Source organism: Candidatus Acidulodesulfobacterium acidiphilum, assembly GCA_008534395.1.
In the GTDB taxonomy this organism is placed as follows: domain Bacteria; phylum SZUA-79; class SZUA-79; order Acidulodesulfobacterales; family Acidulodesulfobacteraceae; genus Acidulodesulfobacterium_A; species Acidulodesulfobacterium_A acidiphilum.
In genome coordinates this window covers 100,099-120,817 of sequence record SHMQ01000004.1, presented here as the reverse complement: position 1 = coordinate 120,817, position 20,719 = coordinate 100,099, and the positions used below count along the sequence as shown (strand labels likewise).

Here is a 20,719-nt window from a genome sequence, read left to right as displayed (position 1 = left end):
TATAAATTTCTTCAAAAAACTTCTTTGCTAAACAGTTTCAACTGTACTTGATTTTCATATTCGGATTCGTCGAAAGTTTCCTGAGGATAAACGTTTGAAAAACATGCTTCGCAAAAATTAATACCGTTTCCTACAGCCCTGCTTAAACCGTCTATCGAAAGAAATTTTGTAGTAGTAGCGCCGAGTTTGGCGTTTATCTCTTTTTCGCTGTATTTGGCCGCCATAAGGTCTTCCTTTACCGGCGTGTCTATTCCGTAAAAACATGGAGCAATAACCATAGGCGAACTTAAACGAAGATGGATCTCTTTTGCGCCGGCAAGTTTCAACATATCGACAATTTTCTTAGAAGTCGTTCCCCTTACTACAGAGTCGTCTACGACGACGACTTTTTTGCCTTTTATAACGTCCGGAACGGGATTTAGTTTTACTTTAACGCCGAAATGCCTTATGGATTTTTTAGGTTCTATAAACGTTCTTCCTACATAGTGGTTTCTTGTAAAGCCCATTTCAAAATCTATGCCGGAGCCTTTTGAAAAACCTAAAGCCGCCGGTACTCCCGAATCCGGAACGGGTATTACTATATCTGCATCGGGAGTGGACTCCTTTGCAAGTTCTTTGCCCATTTGGATGCGCAAGCTATAAATTGATTTACCGTTAAAAATGCTGTCGGGTCGTGAAAAATAAATAAGTTCAAATACGCAGGCCGAATTTCTTTCTATCCTGAACGGAAATATGCTTCTGATGCCCTCGCCGTTGACTAGTATTACTTCGCCCGGCCTTACGTCTCTTATATATTCGGCATTTATAAGATCTAAAGCGCATGTTTCCGAAGCAAAAACTATAGAACCGTTAAGCATTCCCATAACGAGAGGCCTAAAACCGAAAGGATCTCTTGCGGCTATCATCTCTTTTTCAGAAAGAAACAGGAAAGAGTATGCGCCTTTAAGTTTTTTTAATGAACTTACGATCCTGTCTATAAGAAGGTTTTCTTTAGATAAAGCCGTTAGATGTATAACGACTTCGGTATCGGAAGTAGATGAAAAAATAGAGCCGTTTTCTTCAAGCTCGTCTTTTATTATGTGGGCGTTGGTAATATTTCCGTTGTGAGCTACTGCTATTGAACCGAAATAATAATCGGCGACAAGAGGCTGAGCATTTTTAAGAAGCGTTTCCCCTGCCGTTGAATACCTTACATGTCCTATGGCGTTTTTTCCTTTGAGCTGCAAAAGTGTATTTTCTTTAAATACGTCGTTTACAAGACCAAGACTCTTATGAAAATACAAGCCGTTCATATCCGACGATGCTATTCCGCAAGACTCCTGTCCCCTGTGCTGAAGCGCGTAAAGTCCCAAATAAGTTATTTTAGCGGCTTCTTCGTTATTGTATATACCGAATACGCCGCATTCGTCTTTTATCTCTTCCATAATTATTAAATAAATAATTTAAATAACGGAAAAATATCCTTCTTTTATTTTATCACTTTTTAAGTCTATTTTGTCGTTAATTTTCATTATGCCTTTTTTAACATTGCCGATTTTTTCCAATTTTATTCCGTAATCGGCGCAAATTTCCGAAACAGCCGTTTTTTGCGGTCCGCTTAATTTTTTATCTACGCTTATTATAAACGCCTGTTCGAATTCAGAAAACAAGAAAGAGTCTATTCTAACGCCGCTTTTTGAGGTATCGTAATTTACTGCGAAGCCGAGAGTTTGATTTGGAGACGTTATTGCGCTCTCCGCCAGCGAAACAAAAATTCCGCCTTCGCTAATATCAGAGGCGCTTTTTAATAATCCCTTATTTATTAACGACCTCAGGCAGTTTTGAAGTCGGACTTCATAATCTAAATCTATCTTAGAAGGTTTTTGCATAAAATTTACGTATTCTAAGTCCATATACAAACTGCCGCCGAGATTGCCGGATAATCTGCCCAGAATATAAATTTCGTCGCCTTCGTTTTTAAAATACGGGGTTACCGCTTTTTCGACGTCGTCTATAAAACCGAGCATGCCTATAACCGGCGTAGGATAAATTTTATGAACCGTCATTTTATCGCCGTCTTTTTTTGCAGTTTCGTTATAAAAACTAACGTTTCCGCTTATAACAGGAGTATTTAATTTTAATGCGGCAGATTTTATGCCTTCTAATGCATTTACGAACTGCCACATAACTTCGGGATCTTCGGGACTTGCAAAATTAAGACAGTCGGTAATAGCTGCCGGATATCCGCCGCAAGCGCTGATATTGCGCGAACACTCGGTCACGGCAAGCGCTCCTCCGGTAAACGGATCTAAATATGTATATTTTGAGTTTCCGCTTGCGTTTAACAAAAAGCCTTTTTTACCTGCTCCTCCGACGTTAACCCTTAAAACCGCGGCGGAAAAGCCCGGCGGAACAATGGTAGCCGTCCCTATCGTATAATCGTACTGGGTAAAAACGCTTTTTTTAGAGGCTATATTAGGATGCGTTATTATTTTGAAGGCTGTATCGTTAAAATTTTCCGGTATTTTATAATTGTCTATATTTAACGGTTTTACGCTGTTTAAGTACTCAGGTTTTTTAACCGGCCTTTTATATTCGGGTCCGTTTACTACGGTATTTACGCTTAACGTTTTATATAGTTTTGATTTATAAAAAAATCTGATTTCTTTTTCCTTAATAACTTCGCCTACTTCGACGCAATTCAATCCCCATTTGTCGAAAACCGCTTTTAATTCGTTAAATTTATCCCTGCCGCATGCCAGCAGCATTCTCTCCTGAGATTCCGATAACATCATTTCTACCGGAGTAATTTCGGACGTTCTTAACGGAATTGCGTCTAAATTTATAATCATTCCTTTTCCGCTGCTATCCGCCATTTCAAACGACGAACTGGTTAAACCGGCGGCGCCCATATCCTGTATAGAAACTATAAGTTTTTTTTCCATAGCTTCAAGGCATGCTTCTAGAAGAAGTTTTTCCGTAAAAGGATCCCCTACTTGAACGGTGCTTCTTTTTTTGTTCTTTTTTAAATCGAATTCTTCCGATGCCATAGTAGCTCCGTGTATTCCGTCCATTCCGGTCGATGAACCGACATAAACTACTATATTGCCGACTTCGCACTTAGAGGAAAGAAATATTCCGTCTTTTTTAGCTATACCTATAGTAAAAGCGTTTACTAAGATATTGTCGTTATAACATTCGTCGAATACGACTTCTCCGCCTACGGTCGGAACGCCCATACAGTTTCCGTAAAAACCTATTCCTTTAACGACTTCCGACAGATAATAAGGAGTCCTTGGATGAGAAAAACTTCCAAATCTTAAAGAATTTAGATTTGCTACCGGCCTTGCTCCCATAGTAAAGATATCGCGCATAATGCCGCCTACTCCGGTGGCCGAACCCTGAAAAGGCTCTATAAAAGAAGGATGATTATGGCTTTCCATTTTAAACACAAGTACGTCGCCGTCTCCAAAATCCACTACTCCGGCATTTTCGCCCGGTCCTATAAGAACTTTGCCTCCTTCCGTCGGCAGAGTTTTCAAATAAACTTTGGAACTTTTATAAGAACAGTGTTCCGACCACATAGCCGAAAATATACCTAGTTCAAAAGCATCCGGCTCATGTCCGAGCAGTTCCGAAATTTTGCCATATTCTTCCGCGGACAAACCGAAAAGTTTTTCGGTTTTTTTTATATCGTTTTTTTTAGCGCTAACGTTATCTTTGTCCATATTAAATTTTATTATTTTTCTAATTATTATATTTTGAAAAAGGTGTCAGATTAATTTTACGCAAAATCTTTTATCGTTAGTTGTTGCTATTCGTCTGCGTAAAATAAAATCTGACACCTTTTTCTTCACCTTTTTCTTACGCATTTTTAATTATTATAACATATTCAAATGTTTTTCTGTAATTCAGTTGCAGGATTAAGGCTGTATTTTATTTTTTATCTTTCTTTTACATATTTAACGATAGACTTAAATATATATCCTCCGTCTTCGCTTCCGAGTATTTTTTCGGAAGATCTTTCGGGGTGGGGCATTAACCCCATAATATTGCCGTTTTCGTTTGAAATGCCCGCAATATTATACATAGAACCGTTGGGGTTTGAAAGTTCGGTTATATCGCCGTTTTCGTCGCAATATTTAAAAATTACGGCATTTTTATCGTTTAAGCCTTTTATTATTTTCTTTTCCGCAAAATAGTTCCCATCGTGATGGGCAATAGGCATTTTTAGCAAAGAGTCTTTTTTTAAAGCGCATGTAAAAGGCGTTTCCGTATTTAGCGTTTTTAAATAAACGTCTTTACATTCAAATTTTAAAGAATTATTGGTGAGCATAACCCCGTTTAAAAGACCTGCTTCAAGAAGTATCTGGAAGCCGTTGCATATTCCTAACACTATACCGCTTTTATAGGCATAGTCTTTAACGTATTCCATTACGGGACTTCTGGCGGCAAGAGCGCCGGATCTTAAATAATCGCCGTAGGAGAATCCGCCGGGAATTACTATAAAATCATATTCGCCAAGATTTTTAATTTTATTTTTATGCCATATAAACGAGGCGCTAAGCCCAAATACTTCGTTCAAAACCCTATATACGTCGGCATCGCAGTTCGAGCCGGGAAAAACCGTTATGCCGGCTTTTATTTTTTTATTATTCATAAGTAATATTTAATTTTATTTAATTTCTATAGTAAATTCTTCGATTAGGGGATTTGACAAAATTTTTTCTGAAATCTCTTCTGCCTCTCCCTTTAGAGCGACATGTCCGTCCTTTACTTCTCCGGCAAAATCGACCTCTATATACTTGCCTACTCTTACGTCTTTTACGTTATCGTAACCGGAGGATTTAAGAACCGACAAAACGGCTTTACCCTGAGGGTCTAATACTTCATCTTTCAGCATTATTTTTATAAAAGCTTTTTTATTCATTTTTTCCTCGTTTACCGTTACCGTTTTATTCCGCATTGTATCTGTCGAAAATATAGTTAATATATTTAAAATAATAATTAATGTCGAATAATTCATCTATTTCTTGAGCCGTAAGATGCTTAGAAACGGATGCATCTTTTTTTAACAGTTCGCTGAAATCTATCTGCGAACGGATGCTTTCATGGGCAAGACCCTGCACTATTTTATATGCGTCTTCTCTTAGCATCCCTTTATCTATAAGGGTAAGCAAAACTTTTTGCGAAAAAATAACGCCTTTAGTCAAATTTATATTCTTTAACATATTTTCTTCTTTGACTATTAAATTTTCGATCAAATAAGTCAGCTGATGAACTATATAATATACTAAAATCGTAGAATCAGGCGCAATTATTCTCTCGACTGAAGAATGCGAAATATCTCTTTCATGCCATAACGGTATATTTTCAAGCGAAGCTATAAGGTTAGAACGGACTACGCGGGAAAGCCCGCAAATGTTTTCGGATACTATAGGATTTTTTTTGTGCGGCATTGCCGACGAACCTTTCTGTCCAGGCGCAAAAGGCTCTTCGGCTTCGGCAACTTCCGTCCTCATTAGATGCCTGATTTCTAAAGCTATTTTTTCGCATGATGCGGCAATGGAGGCAAGGGAATAAAAAGCATCCGCATAAACGTCTCTCTGTATAACCTGATTAGATAAAATATGTTTAAGCCCTAGAATATCGAGAGCCGCCTGTTCTACTTCGGGCGAAATGTTGGCATAATTCCCTACGGCACCGGACAGTTTGCCAAAAGATACCGATTTTATCGCCGTTTTTATTCTCTCCTCGGCTCTTTTAATTTCTTCATAAAATATGAGGAGTTTAAATCCGAACGTTACCGGCTCTGCATGTATTCCGTGCGTTCTCCCCATTACCGGCGTATGTTTATATCTTAATGCCTGATTTCTTAAAGATTCTCTTAAAATTTCTATTTTTTTAAGTATTAATTCGAGAGATTCTTTTAGCAGTAAAGAAAAGGATGTATCTCCGACGTCGGAAGAAGTAAGTCCAAGATGAATAAACCTTGAATCTTCGCCTACATATTTTGCGACGTTTGTTAAAAAAGCTATGACGTCGTGCTTTGTAACGTTTTCTATTTCCTGTATCTCATTAACGTTAAACTTTGCTTTCCGGATTATATTTTCATAAGAAGTATCGGGGATTTTTCCTATTTTATTGTAAGCCGTGCATACGGCAAGTTCAACCTTCAGCCAAGTCCTGTATTTATTTTCAAGCGACCATACTTTGGCTATTTCCGGAAGAGAATATCTTTCTATCAAATTTAGACCTCCTGATTGCTTTTCTTTTATAGTTTATCTTAATTTCGTCCGATCTTTTATTTTTTCGTAGCGATAGCTATTTTATACAATCCGTGCTCTATGCTTAATCCCATTACGTTTACTATGCTTGCGGCAGTAGATTTTTTATCCGCTTTTATAATTATAGTGGCGTTTCCCTGCGACTTTTTAACGTCTTTTAAAAATAAAGACAATTCTTTCAGCGAAAGCTCTTTATTTCTGTAATATATCTTGCCTGCTTTAGTAATATAAAGCGTTACCGGTTTTTTTGAAGAAGCGAAAGATTTTGCTCCTGATTTCGGCAGATGAATTTTTATGCCGTAATTTGAAGTAAAAGTCGTCGTCATCATAAAAAATATTAACAGGGTTAAAAATACGTCAACCATGTTAATAACGTTAATTATCGGGTCGGGCTTTCTTTTAGACGTAAATTTCATTTTACTTGTCTTATATAATCAGCGCTAATTATGATTATAATAAAATTATTTTCACTCTGCTTTAATAAAAGATATAACCCTTGATGCGGTGTCTTCCATAACCGCTCCAAAGTTAAACGCTTTAGAAGCAAAATATTTAAAAAATAAAAAAGATACTATGGCTATTATAAGTCCGATAGCCGTTGAATACAATGCCTCCGAAATGCCTAGCGCAAGAAGATGCGGATTCGCTATGCCGTTTCTGTATGATACGGCGCTGAGAGCCTTTATCATGCCTACTACGGTTCCAAGCAGTCCCAATAAAGGGGATATAGTAGTAATAGCGCTGAGTCCTTCTAAATTTTTTTCAAGATCTAAGTATGCCCTCTTGCCGGATTCCTCAACCTCTAATTTAACGGTATCTATAGGATTTTTATAGTTGTCTATGATAGAAAGATAAATTTTGGCTATAGGCGTTTTTGCCGTCATGCACATACCTTTAGCCTTTTCTATGTCCCCGTTTTTTAGAGATTTCTCTACATTGGCAAGAAAATCTTCAGGAAAAATTTTGGATTTCCTAAGGCTGTAAAAACGTTCTATTATTATTGCAAGCGCAATAACCGAACACAGTATTAAAGGATATAAAAAAAATTCCGTAAGCAGTTCGCTTTGATTAAACATAATACTTCACCCTCACCTTTTTAAATTCTTTTGTGCTTTCGAGAGCGCCGAAATCCATAAGCCCTGTTAATGAAGAAATTTTATCCATAATATTCCATGCTTCTTCTTTTGATTTTGCATGTATCATAGTAAATATATTATATTCCCATCTTCCGGGATAAACCGGCCTAAGATAACAGTGCGAAACTTCTTTAACGGAAGACATAATTTTGCCGTTTTTATCGGCTTCTTCATTGTTTGTTTTCCATATCCCCATAAGATTGTAGCTGAATCCCGCTTTTTGATGATATAAAACGCAGGCAAATCTTCTCATTTTTCTTTCGCTTATAAAATTTTTTACGGTTTCAAGCAATTTTTCCTGAGAAATACCTAAAACATCAGACATATTCTTAAAAGGCTCATGGGTAATTTCTATATCTTTTTGAAGTTCTCTTATGCAAGCTTTTTCAAATTCGGAAATTTTTATTTCCGAATCTTTTTTAAAATCTTCATGGGAAAAGAACCTAAAAGAAGAAGCATCGTCTGCGCCGGTCATATCAAAATTAACGCCGATTTTATAAAGTTTCAGGGTAGGGAGAATAAGATAGTCTTCCGCTCCCGATTTTTCCGAGAGCTTTTTTATTTCTTGTTCAAGCGAGTATTCGGAAGGAAGAGTTATCGTAAACCATATATTATATTTGTGGTTTCTTAGATAATTATGACTCACTCCGCTATGCGAATTTATTATTTCTGCAGCCGAATCCGCCGATTTATCCGCTACCTTAAAGGCCGCAAGAGTGCTTTTATAGCCGATATTGTGCGAATCGAATATTGCGCTTATCTGTCTGATAATTTTACCGCTTTTCATGCGTAATATTCTGTCTATTGCTTCATCTTCTTTTATGCCGGTAATATTGGCAATTTCTAAGAAAGGGTGTTTGGCGATAGGAAAATCGGACTGAAGAATATTTAATATTTTTCTGTCTGTAAGTTCAAGTTCCATAGATTTTAAATTCGGCAAAATATAATTAATAATTTTATTTATATAAATTATAACAGTTTAGCCGAATAACCGTCAAGAAAAAAGAAAAACCTCCGATCGTATTAAATTTTAACGATTGGAGGTTTTCAAACAATTTTTTGCGTTATCTTTTAGTTTTAAATTATCCTCGGACGATTACTTTAAAGACTCAAGATATTTTGCAATAGTATTAACATCTGAAGCCGGCATGTTTTTGTGATTCGGCATAATAGCCATATAGGACTTTCCGTTAAGAGTAACCGTACTTCCTGAAGCAAAATGCGCTCCGGGATTTACTATCTGCGTTTTAATCCATGAAAGGCTCCTCTGGGAACCTATATGAGAAAGATTCGGACCTACTTGCCCGCCGTGACCGTCGATGGTATGACAGGCTATACATCCTTCAGATCTAAATAATGCAGGGCCGGAAGCAGCAAAAGCCGAAACTGCAAACGACGATACTCCTGCAAATACTACAGCGGCAGTAATTAATTTACCCATTTTTGAAAACATTGTAATTCACCTCCTTTTTTTTAATAAATATTATTATATCTCAATAATATTTTAACGATAAAAATAATCAATAAAAAATTAAAGCGCAAAACTATAGATAAAATTTAAAAAATAAAAAATTAATAATTTATAAATTACGGTATTTAATATAGGTAAATTCGGTATTTTTAAATAATAAATTTATGTCTGTCCTGAACGCCGTCAAATAACGCCGGCATTGGACAGACATAATGATTAATAGAAAAATTATTTCAATGATTCAAGATAACTGGCAAGAGCGTTAAGCTTTGAAGCCGACATATGCTTATGCGCAGGCATAATAGCCGTATAAGATTGTCCGTTTATAGTTACGGAACTGCCCGCCGCAAAATGAGCGGAAGGGTTTGTAATCTGAGTTTTAATCCAAGAAAGGCTTCTTTTGCTGCCGACATGTGAAAGGTCCGGTCCAACCGAACCGCCCTGTCCGTTAATAGTGTGGCAGGCTATGCATCCTTCCGAGCTGAAAAGCGAAGAACCGGTGGAAGCAAAAACCGTAGTAGCGCTAAAAGTTAAAGCAGAAGCAATTAATAAAGACGAAATTACTTTTTTCATTTTCATAATAATTCTACCCCCTTAAAATTAAATAAATTAATAATGCTTTGTTTCTTTATTATCAAATAATATACTAAAAAAAAAATTAAGTCAATATTTTTATCTGTTTTTTTATATATTTTTTTCTTGCATTTTTCGGTAAATAACATATAATAAAAAATCGTGTAAAATTTTATTTATTTATTAAAATTTAGCTGGGGATTTTAGTTCTCCGAAGGAGGTATGTAAAATGAATTCATTAGGAACGCATTTGCTTTTAGAATTAAAAAAATGCAGAAAAAATATCTTAGACGATCTTGAGTTTGTAGAAACTGCAATGCTGGATGCGGCATCGGAAGCAAAAGCTACGATAGTCGAGCATAAATTTCATGAGTTTAATCCGTTCGGAATAAGCGGAATGGTTATTATTGCCGAATCTCATCTTTCTATTCATACATGGCCCGAATACGATTATGCGGCCGTAGATATTTTTACTTGCGGCGACATAATTAAACCTCAGGAGGCCGCAGAATTTTTAGTGGAAAGATTCGGTTCGTTAGAGCCGCAAATTATGGAAATAAAAAGAGGCCTTATATCTATTTACAACGAAGAACTTCCTCATAAAGTACTCTGCGAGGAGAAGCTCGTCGCTCGTTAGCGTGCAATTCCTCTTAAATTTTCGTCGAATTTGGCGTAATAAGATATTTTCTGGGAAGCCCCTGCATCTGTTTTTTTTAAATCTGCAAGGGCTTTTTTTATGCTTTCTTTATCGAACGGCTTTTTTAAAATAAAACCGTTCGAAATATTTATAAGGTCTAATAAGGGAAACATGACGAACAGCCGCTTAAAAATCTCCTTGTGAGGAATTTTTAAATCCGGTAAATCTATATGAATATATTTTTTTGAACTGACATTATAAGCAAAAAGAATATCTATATCAATAACACGGGGCATATATCTTACCGAATATTCTTTTCTGCCCATAATTTTTTCGATATTTTTAAGAAACGACAACAGTTTATGAAAAAAACTTGAGAAGTCGTCTATATTATTATACGATTTTGCCTGAATGCTAAGAATAACAGCGCAGTTTAAAAAGAAAGGCTGATTTTCGTTTCCGACCGGAGAGGTTAGATATATGGACGAAACGCCTGAAATCTTTACATCAGACAGCGGACTTTTATGCTTAGGGCTAATTCCGCTAAAAACTTTTGCTCCGTTTTTAATAAAATCCAATGCTTTTAATAAGTTAGACTCTTTATCGCCGACATTACTGCCTAATCCTAAACATACGATAAAATCTTCCTCGTCAAGCTTAGCGTCTGCTAAAATCATGCTCCCATTCTTACTAAAGCTTCTTTTATACGGTTTTCGCTTATAGTCAATGAAAACCGCACAAAACCTTCGCCGTTTTCGCCGAAACCTGAACCGGGCGTAACTATTATTCCCGTTTCATTTAAGAGCGATACGGCAAAATCCTTAGAAGTCATGCCTGTTTTAGGAACATGCGCCCAAACGTAAAACGTTGCATCGGATTTATACACTTTATAACCCAATTTTTCCAAACCGGACACTAAAAGTTCGCGTCTTTTTTTATATATTTTATTATTATCCTCGACTGCTTTAAGCTCGTTGTCTAATCCGTAGGCTCCGGCAAGCTGAATGGCTTGGAATACTCCGGAATCCAGATTTGTTTTAACGGCTCCGAGTCCCTTTATTATTTCTTCGTTTCCTGCCGCAAACCCTATCCTGAAACCAGTCATATTAAACGTTTTAGAAAGCGAATGAAACTCTATTCCTATTTCTTTTGCGCCGTTTGCTTCAAGAAAGGAATCGTTCCCCTTTTCGCCCGTATAAACTTCGGAATACGCAAAATCATGCGCGACTATAATTTCATTGGTCTTTGCAAATTTTACTACCTCGTTGAAAAAATGTCTGTCCGCCGATGCGGAAGTAGGATTGTTCGGATAATTAAGAAACATAAGTTTTGCTTTTTTTAAAATATCGTTGGGTATAATTGAAAAATCAGGCAAAAAATCGTTTTCTTCTTTAAGCGGCATAATATAAGGGATGCCGCCGGCAAAAATAGTGCCTGCCCTGTAAACTGGATACCCAGGATCCGGTATCAAAACTACGTCGCCCGGATTAACAAAAGCAAGAGGTAAATGTCCTATTCCTTCTTTTGAGCCTATTAAAGACAGAACTTCGGTTTCCGGGTCAAGCGTAATATTAAATCTTTTTTTATACCAGTTCGAAACCGATTCCCTAAATTTCAAAAGACCTTCATATGAAGGATATTTTTGATTTGCGTCTATTTCGCTTTCTTTCTTTAAAACATCGACTATTGCTTTCGGCGTCGGCAGGTCGGGGTCTCCGATTCCAAAACTTATAATATCGACGCCCCTAGCTTTTACTTGAGACTTTAGTTTATCTATTTCAGCAAAAAGATACACCGGCAATTGTTTAAGTCTATCGGACTGATTAAGACGCATGAATAGTAATCCTCCTTAAGAAATAATTATTTTTATTAATATTTTATAATAAAATTTTTTCTAAGTCTATATATTTTAAAGCAAAGTCTTTGTGTACTTTTATTTCTCCGTATCGTTTTTCTTTAGGAATAAATGGAATTTCGCCGATAATAGGAACATCGGTAAATTCGCATAAAATTTCTTTGTTGGAGGATACGCTTTCATCTTTTTCGCCTAAGACATTGTTTATAATTATGCCGGACATTTTAATTCCTTTATTCAATGCATATTCTATACTCAAAAGCGTCTGGTTTATCATTCCTAAACCGGCTTTAGTAACTAAAACAACCCCTGCGTCTAAATATTTTGCGATATCTATCATAAAATGACCGCGTTTTAAGGGAACAAGCATTCCGCCTGCTCCTTCCACCAGCATATAATCGTGAATTTTATTAAGTTCGTAAAATTTAAAAAGGATTTCCTTAATACATAATTCTCCGCCTTCTTTTTTAAGCGCCGCATAAGGCGACAGAGGCAGCCGGAAAGTATACGGAGTTATAATGTCTAGATTTTCTTTTAAATCGCAGTATGTCTTAACGTAAAAACCGTCTATATATTTTTTTAAGCCGTCTTCGCCGGTTTCGACGCCGGTTTCGACGGGCTTCATATAGCCGGCATCATAACCTTTCTCCTTAATAGCCGACAACAGCAGGGAACTGCAAAATGTTTTACCTATGCCGGTATCGATTCCAGTAATAAAAAATATTTTCTCAGCCATATTTTAAACATTAAAAAAGTTAATAGAAATGTGCAATCTATAAAAAATAAACAAAATATGAGCGCTATATATTTAAAAATTAACAACAAAAAGGCGGCAGAAAATTAATCTGTCGCCTTTTTTCCAATAAAATTCAAATTTCATGAAAAATTACTTTACGCCTAATTTTTTAAGCGTCATTGGACCTATTATACCGTCTGCCTTAAGTCCGTTTTTTTTCTGAAAAGCTTTAACGGCATTCGTAGTAACCGGTCCGATCATTCCGTCAACCTTGCCTTTAAAAAATCCGTCTTTAGCAAGAGCCTGCTGAACAGCCTTTACTGTAGCGGAAGATACTGTTTTAACGGCTTTTTTTACGGCCATCTTCTTGGCTACGACTTTTTTAGCTGATGCTTTTTTTGCCTGTTTAACTGCGGCAAAAGAGCTGGAAGGTATTGCTATTAAAGTTAGGAACAAAATCGATAATAATACTTTTTTCAATTAATTTCTCACCTCCTTATTAAAAATATTTAATTAATATTTTTACCATTTTTAATTATTAATTGCAACTTAATTTTAATTTGTCAAAGCACCTTTTTTATAGTGCTTATAAATTCTACCGGGTCGAATTTTACCACATAAAAATCTGCGCCGGCACGCTCTCCTTTTTCAGAATTTTCGGTCCCGCTCAAGGAAGAGTGCATTATAATCGGAATATTTTTATACTTATCGTCGGACTTTAAGGTCTTAGTGAATGTATAGCCGTCCATAACGGGCATCTCGACGTCGCAAATAATTGCGCTAAAATTATACTTATCTTCATAAACCTCATCAAGAGCTGCTTTTCCGTTTTCTGCAAGCACTGTTTTGAATCCTTCCTTAGTTAATGCATTATTTATTATTTTTCTCGCCGAAGACGAGTCGTCGACTATAAGTATAGTTTTATTGCCGCCGAATTCATTTTTTTCAGTTTCTATTTCCATATTTTCCCTGTTGTAAAAACCGAGTTCGTCGACTATCGATTCAAAGTCCAGCAAAAGAAGAAGTTCGTCGTTTTCGACCTTGATAATTCCCGTTACTTTAGAATCTACCGAACTTACAGACGACAGTTCCGGAGCGCTGATATCGTCCCATGAAACACGCCTTATTTTTGTGGTTTCATGTACTATAAATCCTACTTTTATCCTATTAAATTCAGTTATTATAACCTTATAATTCTTTCTGTTTAATTCTTCCGGTTCGACAATGCCCATCCATTTGGGGAGATTGACCAAAGGAACGACGTTGCCCCTTAAATTAAACATGCCCTCTACAAACTCCGAAGTATTAGGGGCTTCGGATATATCTTCCGGCATTTTAATAATTTCTATAACCTTTGCAACGTTTATCCCGTAAATGCCTTCTCTTTCCTCGCCTTCCTCGTCTATGCGAAACAGCCTGAAATCGACCAATTCCATTCTGTTTTGACCTACTTCTAAAATATCGTGGCCGGGATTTATCCTATTTGCCATAGCCTTTCTCCTTTAACAAAAAATTAATTATTTGTACAAATATCGGCGTTACAATATAAATTATAACTTATTCGTCTAACCAGGGATTTTCTTCGACTTCTATAATATCGCCGGCGTGGTCTTCGGAAATTATTCTGTTCCTTCCTCTTTTTTTTGCTTCGTAAAGAAGATCGTCCAATCGTTTCAAAAGTCCTGTCGGGTTGCTATCAAACTCTGTTCTGTAAAAAGTAACTCCCATACTGACGGTTACTTTTTTTATATCTTTTGTTTTAACGTTTAAAACCATCTGCTTAATTTTTCTCGCCACGTCCAATGCGCTCGTTATTTCGGTAGAAGGAAGGCAAAGTATAAACTCTTCCCCTCCAAATCTTGACGCAATGTCGGTTTTTCTGGTATTTGATTTTAATATATTTGAAATCTCTTTTAAAACTATGTCTCCTTTATCGTGTCCGTATGTATCGTTTATTTTTTTAAAGTGGTCTATGTCGCACATAATTAACGTCAGCGGAATACCGTATCTTGAACTTTGATTGAATATATTTTCATAAAACATGTCGAAATATCTTCTGTTATAAAGACCGGTAAGCCCGTCGGTCAAAGCCATATTTTCGAGGTCTTGATCGAATATTTTTTTCTTAAACTTTATTACAATTGCAAATAAGGCTAAGGTTAAAATAAATATAAACGGCTCTGTATATAAAATAATGCTTGAATTATTAGCCGATATATTTATAAAATTAATAATTAAAACTATAGCGGTCGATATAATCTGTAAAAAAATCAGCGAAATTATAACATAATAATATCGTCTCTTATCCATAATATTTTTAATTATTTTTTATAAAACTTAAATTATCTTAAAAGCATTTATCAAATTTTATATTTTTTTATAAATTATTACAATTTATTTTTTCACCTTTTTTAGCTTTTGCCGTCTAAATTTTAAACCGGATATTTTTATTATTTTACCTTTATGACGAAATTAAACAAGCATTCCGAAACCGCTCTTGAAAATATAATTGTTTTAATATTTATTTTCGTTCTTGCGGTTATAATAATAAACAGGTATTACGTCTATGTCAAATTAGCAAAAAAAACAGAATATGTCCAAGAAATCCAGGAATTAAACCTTGCATTGATTTCATACAGAATAAAATATAAAAAATTTCCCAAAAATCTTTCCGTTTTAATTAAAAAAGGCTATATCAAAAACATTAAAACCGATAAGGACGGCTATCCGCTTTCGCCTTTTAATAAAAGATTTATTTACGCCAGAAAATACGGGAGAGTGTATAACCCAACTTCGCCAATAAAGTCTAAAAACCCTTGATACTCCTATGTCTCATTTTGTATTAGCCTCCTAATTGACTGGAATAAAATAAGACGCTATAATTAAGTCAATCGAAGGGTAAAAAAAATGGGATTAAATTTAAGGAGTAGCTAATACATTTAAAATTCAATTGCGAAGTTTCTAACGATGAGATTGAGTACGCATCCTTTCAAAAGGTGAAGGAGCGAACTTTAGATTTATTAAGGATTATAAAATATAAGGCGTAAAACAAGGGATGCTTATGAAAAAGGCGGTTATAGCGCTCGATTTGGGCACTACCGGCAACAGGGCGATAGCTTTCGATAAAAACGGCGGACTCATACATTCTTCCTATCGCGAATTTCCGCAAATACATCCTAAGCCGGCGTGGGTCGAACAAGATCCGTACGATATATTAAATACGGCGGTTAAAGTTTTAAACGAAACGCTTGAACATTGCGGCTCTTACGAAATAGTTTCCTTAGGCATTACAAACCAGAGGGAAACCTCGGTGCTTTGGAATAAAAATACCGGAAAACCAGTGTATAACGCTATAGCGTGGCAGTGCAGAAGGACCGCCGGAACCTGCAAAGATTTATCCGAATACCGCAATCTTATAAAAGAAAAAACAGGCTTATTCTTAGACCCGTATTTTTCGGCTACCAAGATTAAATGGGTGTTAGATAATGTCGGCGGGGCGAAAAATATTGCGGAAAAAGGAGAATTGCTTTTTGGAACGGTGGACAGCTGGGTCCTTTGGAATCTGACCGGCGGTTCCGTTCACGCCACGGATGCTTCAAACGCTTCCAGAACGCTTTTGTATAATATAAATACCTTAAAATACGACGAAGAACTTCTTAAAATATTCGAAGTCAAAGAATCAATGCTCCCCTTGGTATGCGACAGCAATTATGATTTCGGCAACACCGAAAAAAAAATTACAGGAAAATCCATACCGGTAGTCGGAATTCTCGGCGACCAGCAGGCATCCCTTTTCGCGCATTCAGGTTTTGAAAAAGGAATAATAAAAAATACTTACGGAACCGGACTTTTTGCAATGATCGAAACCGGAAACAGAATTTACGCCTCCGATAAATTAGTCGCCACCGTCGCGTGGAAATTAGACGGAGAAGCTCATTACGCCCTTGAAGGCAGTATTTTTACCGGCGGCGAAATTATCCGGTTTATTAAAGACAATTTAGGTATAATAAGTTCGGCGGCGGAATCTTCCGATGCGGCAAAAAGCGTTATTTCCAACGAAGGAGTATATTTCGTTCCCGCTTTATCCGGCCTCGGCGCTCCGTATTGGGACCCGGACGCAAGGGGGCTTATTATAGGATTAACCGGAGCGGCTAATAAAAACCATATAATCAGAGCAGCTTTAGAATCTTTAGCATACCAGACCAAAGACGTCGTTATAGAATTCGAAAATACTTTAAAAAGCGGATTCGATTTATCGAAATATAAATTAAGAGTTGACGGCAAGGCAAGCGAGAACGATTTTTTAATGCAGTTTCAATCCGATATTTTAAATATGGTCGTCGAAAAAGCAGGTTTTACCGAAATGACGGCTTTCGGAATAGCCGGACTCAGCGCCGTAAGCACTGGTTTTTGGACTGACGCGATGTTCCGGAGATTCAAAAAAACCGAAAAAATATATAACCCGCAAATCGGCTATAATGCCGGAAACGCTTTGTACGCAAAATGGCGCGAAGCCGTTTTAAAATCTTTAAAGTGGGTATAATTCTATTACTTAAATAATGCTTGAAGATTAAAAAATGAGATAAAATAAATGTAAATTTATAAACAGTTTTGCATTGTTCTCATTTATCTGTTTTTTGTAAAGAGATTTGATCCCCTTGCGCATTTAAATTTGCTCCCTATATTTAATCTCTTGAATAAAATACTTTTCGCACCCTTTTATAATTTTACCGGCAGTTGCATATTTCTGTTTCACTGGACATCGATTTAAAATTAGTTAAAACGCCGAACGAAAAGTAATGTCGTTATAATTATAACATATTTTTATTTATGCTTTATAATGCCATTTAAGCTTTGAATTCAATCAAAAACTAAATTAGAATTGACAATATATAAGAAGTATCGTCGTTTGATAAAAAAATACGAGGTCTATATCGGAAGTATCAGTAAAACTAGATTTGAAATATAAATATTGATATATTTAGTGGTGGCGGTGCAGGGAATCGAACCCCGGACACTACGGATATGAGCCGTATGCTCTAACCGACTGAGCTACACCGCCAAGATTTAAATATTATAGCAATTATTTAAAATATCTTCAATAGCTTTAATTTTAGTTTTTGGCGTTTGAACCGGAAATATTATAAATCGCAATATAGCTCTTTGGGCTTTTAAAAGGCGTTCCAGGATTTTCTACTATTGCATCCGCAAGATACGTCGCGCCGTTTTCTTTAAAAACTGAAAAACCGGCGCTGTAACCTACTACCGGTTTTATTTCCCATATAGGATAAAAACCTATCTTATTCCATGCAACGCAGAAAATAGAGGTTTTTATAAAATAGTTTAAATGATGCAGGAATGCTCCCTGTTTGTAATTTTTTAACACAATAATTTCAGGTTTCTTTTGAATATTGAATCCGCTGATCTGTGCCGGTATATTATATATAAGTCCGCCTGTATATGAGGAACTTTCTACTCCGCTGAAAGATGGAACTCTAACTTGCAGTGGCGAGCCCCCATATGTTTTTGAGCCGGTATAGATTGTTTTCCCATTGCCGTTAATGATCATCAAATTACCGGATTTTGACAGCGCAACAAGATATTTTTTACCGTTTTGCTTAAAATTTCCGTAAACCGTGCCATAAAGGGTTATGTCGTTAAAAAAAGTCAGCATGGTTGATTTCGTTAATGAATTTGTGCTTTTATTAAATTTATAGATATAGGTATTCCCGCCGAACTGACCTATAGGATAATAATTCTGTCCAGTTACATAATCGTTAAAATATCTTCCTGACGGCACTACCGAGATAGGCTTTTGTCCGACGATAACCCTTCCTAAACCTGGCATATTCATAACCCTTAAAAATATGCCGTAATTCTTGGTCAGCTTTACAAGTTTTCCGTTCCTGTAAATTAGCATATACGATATAATCATACCTAATTTTGCTTTGGTTAAAACTATTGCATTGTAATTTTTAGAAATATTATAAATTCCAAGATATATAACGTTAGATCTGACCGAAAGATTATACTGTGCGAGTTTTTTAAGATTTCCGTTAAGCGAAAGTCCGTACAATATTACCCTATGTCTTGTAGCTACTGCGGTTTGAATTCCGTTTTTTAAAAACCTGCCGGCAGTTATTGCTTGAATAACGTATTTCTTTGAAACCGATTTCGTCATTCCTTCATTATTTTGGGCGAATCTTTTTATAAAAATAGAACTTTTTGCCCTTGCCTGATTTGAAAATGTCGGAGATACGGCAGAGACAGCAGGAACGGTTGGATGAACAGGCGAAACTGAAGATTGAACCGCATATTCGTTTGATTCGATCTCTTTTTTTATTACGGCGGATAATTCGTTGATATCGTCAACTATAAAGTTTACGCCGAGCGCACTAATGTGGTTTCTGAATATTACCTGCCGTTTTGCCGAATCAAAAATATTAGTCTGAATAATAAAAACGTTGCCTATTTTTTCTATTCTTCCATAGATAACGTATTTTGAATTAAAATGCTTAGAAAGGTTTAAAAGACTTGACGAGGAAAAATTAGCATGTGTTTTTTCAATATAAGAGGCAATATCGGAGTTACGTATCACCGCTATTTTTTTCCCGGCGATATTTGAACTTAAAATTAAAGGAACGCTCTTTCCAATATATGCATATCTTTCATAGTTAGACGATATAATTTTATAGGGTAAAATTGAAACTTTAGCGATTGCAAAAACGTTTTTTTGAACCGATAACGACGCAAAAGAAAAAAACAATACTAAAACTATTAATTTTAAAAATTTTTTTGTATTCATTTTATCCCCTATATTATATTTTATATATATTTTAAATATTTTAACATAATTTAACTATTTGTCAAATGATCGTCGTTATAAAAAAATTAATGCAATAATAAATTTAAATACATTCTGAATAATTCATTTCCATAAAAAATAAAAAAAACGGACGCTAACGATAAAAATGGACCGAAAGGTACTTTAAAATTAGAAATGCTTTCATGTAAAGATTCTTTTTGTTGTTGGCCTCTTTTAAATTTTAAAATAATAAATAATGCTAAAAATCCTAACAATGCTAAAACCGCGCCTATAAAAATCGTAAAAATTACGCCTTTTAATCCTAAAAATGCGCCAATTCCGGCTATTAACTTAATATCTCCTCCGCCAAGTCCTTCGCGTTTTTTAATAAATTCATAAAAAAAAGCGATTAAGAAGAAAAATAAACCTCCGGCGAGAAATCCGTATAACGGAAATAAGAATGAGGTATGTAAAAGGAAAATATTTAAAATAAAACCTGAAATTATAAGAAGTATATTTAAAGAATCAGGAATGATGCTGTGAAACAAGTCGATAAAAGCTATGGGAATAAGAATAAAAAGAAAAAATGCCGAAATAATCCATCTATCAAAAATAAAACCTAAATATTCTTTAAAATAATTTACGTCATAAGCATTAATTGAGTAATAGAAAAAAGATTTATAAAAAAATTTTAAAAACAGTGCATAGAGCAGTAAACCGGTTAAAATTTCAATTGCAGGGTATATTATAGAAATTTTATTTCCGCAGCTTCTGCACTTACCTTTCAAGATTATATAGCTTAAAACCGGAATGTTATCGTAAAACTTAATTTTTTTGCCGCATGCAGGACATGCCGACGAAGGAAAAACTATGGAAGTATTATTAGGAAGGCGGTAAATTACGACGTTTAAGAAACTTCCTATCGAAAGGCCGATTAAAAAAATAAAAATAGAAACAATGACAAAACCTTCAAAGGAAAATAAAAAATTTACAAAATTCGTCTGATTTAAAATCATAAATAAATTTTAAGATTTTATAAAATAAAAAACCCCGTAATAATGTTTTGGTTATTTCATTATTCGGGGTATTTAAATCCGGTAACGACCTACTCTCTCATGCAGCTACCCGCATAATACCATCGGCGCTGTAGGGCTTAACTTCCGTGTTCGGAATGGGAACGGGTGTTTCCCCTATGCTATAGTTACCGAAAACTTGTCTATAAAATAATTGAACGAAAATT

General features: G+C 35.6%; 21 protein-coding genes, 1 tRNA gene and 1 rRNA gene. 3 read left to right on the top strand and 20 right to left on the bottom strand.

Features of this window, described 5'->3' with window-relative positions:
• Positions 1-11: 11 nt before the first annotated feature.
• The 10 genes from EVJ48_02635 to EVJ48_02590 all read right to left on the bottom strand — a co-directional run bounded on the left by EVJ48_02635 (position 12) and on the right by EVJ48_02590 (position 9,452).
• Positions 12-1,424 (bottom strand): amidophosphoribosyltransferase, encoded by a 1,413-nt coding sequence (locus EVJ48_02635; protein RZV40083.1) that lies wholly within the window; start codon positions 1,422-1,424, stop codon positions 12-14.
• 18 nt (positions 1,425-1,442) lie between these two features.
• A complete protein-coding gene (gene purL, locus EVJ48_02630; GenBank protein RZV40082.1) occupies positions 1,443-3,707 on the bottom strand; it encodes a phosphoribosylformylglycinamidine synthase subunit PurL in 2,265 nt (754 codons plus the stop codon).
• A 215-nt stretch (positions 3,708-3,922) separates the two neighbouring features.
• Positions 3,923-4,639, bottom strand: coding sequence for a phosphoribosylformylglycinamidine synthase subunit PurQ (gene purQ / locus EVJ48_02625; GenBank protein ID RZV40081.1), 717 nt, complete (start codon positions 4,637-4,639; stop codon positions 3,923-3,925).
• Positions 4,640-4,654: 15 nt separating this feature from the next.
• Positions 4,655-4,909, bottom strand: a complete 255-nt coding sequence (gene purS / locus EVJ48_02620; protein RZV40080.1) for a phosphoribosylformylglycinamidine synthase subunit PurS — start codon at positions 4,907-4,909, stop codon at positions 4,655-4,657.
• Between the two features lie 25 nt (positions 4,910-4,934).
• The gene (locus EVJ48_02615) at positions 4,935-6,227 is read right to left on the bottom strand and encodes an adenylosuccinate lyase (GenBank protein ID RZV40079.1); all 1,293 of its coding nucleotides are present in this window, start codon (positions 6,225-6,227) and stop codon (positions 4,935-4,937) included.
• Positions 6,228-6,283: 56 nt separating this feature from the next.
• Positions 6,284-6,682, bottom strand: coding sequence for a biopolymer transporter ExbD (locus EVJ48_02610; GenBank protein ID RZV40078.1), 399 nt, complete (start codon positions 6,680-6,682; stop codon positions 6,284-6,286).
• Positions 6,683-6,733: 51 nt separating this feature from the next.
• Positions 6,734-7,342 (bottom strand): MotA/TolQ/ExbB proton channel family protein, encoded by a 609-nt coding sequence (locus tag EVJ48_02605; protein RZV40077.1) that lies wholly within the window; start codon positions 7,340-7,342, stop codon positions 6,734-6,736.
• Positions 7,335-8,324 (bottom strand): Lrp/AsnC family transcriptional regulator, encoded by a 990-nt coding sequence (locus EVJ48_02600; protein ID RZV40076.1) that lies wholly within the window; start codon positions 8,322-8,324, stop codon positions 7,335-7,337. The genes EVJ48_02605 and EVJ48_02600 overlap by 8 nt, the downstream gene beginning before the upstream one ends.
• 174 nt (positions 8,325-8,498) lie before the next feature.
• Complete coding sequence (locus EVJ48_02595; GenBank protein RZV40075.1) at positions 8,499-8,855, bottom strand: cytochrome c; 357 nt, start codon at positions 8,853-8,855, stop codon at positions 8,499-8,501.
• 246 nt (positions 8,856-9,101) lie between these two features.
• Complete coding sequence (locus EVJ48_02590) at positions 9,102-9,452, bottom strand: c-type cytochrome (GenBank protein RZV40074.1); 351 nt, start codon at positions 9,450-9,452, stop codon at positions 9,102-9,104.
• A gap of 223 nt (positions 9,453-9,675) precedes the next feature.
• On the opposite strand from EVJ48_02590, the gene speD reads away from it, so the two are divergent.
• Entirely contained in the window at positions 9,676-10,083 is a 408-nt protein-coding gene (gene speD / locus EVJ48_02585; GenBank protein RZV40073.1) for an adenosylmethionine decarboxylase, read from the top strand.
• Here speD and folK read toward each other — a convergent pair.
• From folK to EVJ48_02555, 6 genes are all read right to left on the bottom strand, one after another.
• Positions 10,080-10,760, bottom strand: coding sequence for a 2-amino-4-hydroxy-6-hydroxymethyldihydropteridine diphosphokinase (gene folK, locus EVJ48_02580; GenBank protein RZV40072.1), 681 nt, complete (start codon positions 10,758-10,760; stop codon positions 10,080-10,082). The two genes, speD and folK, sit on opposite strands and share 4 nt — an antisense overlap.
• Complete coding sequence (locus tag EVJ48_02575) at positions 10,757-11,917, bottom strand: LL-diaminopimelate aminotransferase (GenBank protein ID RZV40071.1); 1,161 nt, start codon at positions 11,915-11,917, stop codon at positions 10,757-10,759. Before EVJ48_02575 ends, folK begins: the two co-directional genes overlap by 4 nt.
• Positions 11,918-11,960: 43 nt before the next feature.
• Positions 11,961-12,674: a dethiobiotin synthase gene (gene bioD / locus EVJ48_02570; GenBank protein ID RZV40070.1), complete on the bottom strand. Its 714-nt coding sequence runs from the start codon at positions 12,672-12,674 to the stop codon at positions 11,961-11,963.
• A gap of 150 nt (positions 12,675-12,824) precedes the next feature.
• Complete coding sequence (locus EVJ48_02565) at positions 12,825-13,037, bottom strand: peptidoglycan-binding protein (protein ID RZV40092.1); 213 nt, start codon at positions 13,035-13,037, stop codon at positions 12,825-12,827.
• 200 nt (positions 13,038-13,237) lie between these two features.
• Positions 13,238-14,164, bottom strand: a complete 927-nt coding sequence (locus EVJ48_02560; GenBank protein ID RZV40069.1) for a chemotaxis signal transduction protein CheV — start codon at positions 14,162-14,164, stop codon at positions 13,238-13,240.
• A 67-nt stretch (positions 14,165-14,231) separates the two neighbouring features.
• Positions 14,232-14,984: a diguanylate cyclase gene (locus EVJ48_02555; GenBank protein ID RZV40068.1), complete on the bottom strand. Its 753-nt coding sequence runs from the start codon at positions 14,982-14,984 to the stop codon at positions 14,232-14,234.
• Between the two features lie 153 nt (positions 14,985-15,137).
• On the opposite strand from EVJ48_02555, the gene EVJ48_02550 reads away from it, so the two are divergent.
• On the top strand, positions 15,138-15,494 hold the full coding sequence (locus EVJ48_02550) for a hypothetical protein (protein ID RZV40067.1): 357 nt from the start codon (positions 15,138-15,140) through the stop codon (positions 15,492-15,494).
• 241 nt (positions 15,495-15,735) lie between these two features.
• Positions 15,736-17,217 (top strand): glycerol kinase, encoded by a 1,482-nt coding sequence (gene glpK / locus EVJ48_02545; protein RZV40066.1) that lies wholly within the window; start codon positions 15,736-15,738, stop codon positions 17,215-17,217.
• A gap of 442 nt (positions 17,218-17,659) precedes the next feature.
• Here glpK and EVJ48_02540 read toward each other — a convergent pair.
• The 4 genes from EVJ48_02540 to rrf all read right to left on the bottom strand — a co-directional run bounded on the left by EVJ48_02540 (position 17,660) and on the right by rrf (position 20,688).
• Positions 17,660-17,736, bottom strand: a tRNA-Met gene (locus tag EVJ48_02540).
• 51 nt (positions 17,737-17,787) lie between these two features.
• Positions 17,788-19,479: a hypothetical protein gene (locus EVJ48_02535; GenBank protein ID RZV40065.1), complete on the bottom strand. Its 1,692-nt coding sequence runs from the start codon at positions 19,477-19,479 to the stop codon at positions 17,788-17,790.
• Between the two features lie 86 nt (positions 19,480-19,565).
• Positions 19,566-20,495 carry a prepilin peptidase gene (locus EVJ48_02530; protein ID RZV40064.1) on the bottom strand — a complete coding sequence of 310 codons (930 nt, stop codon included), beginning with the start codon at positions 20,493-20,495 and terminating at the stop codon, positions 19,566-19,568.
• A 76-nt stretch (positions 20,496-20,571) separates the two neighbouring features.
• Positions 20,572-20,688, bottom strand: a 5S ribosomal RNA gene (gene rrf, locus EVJ48_02525).
• Positions 20,689-20,719 lie beyond the last annotated feature (31 nt).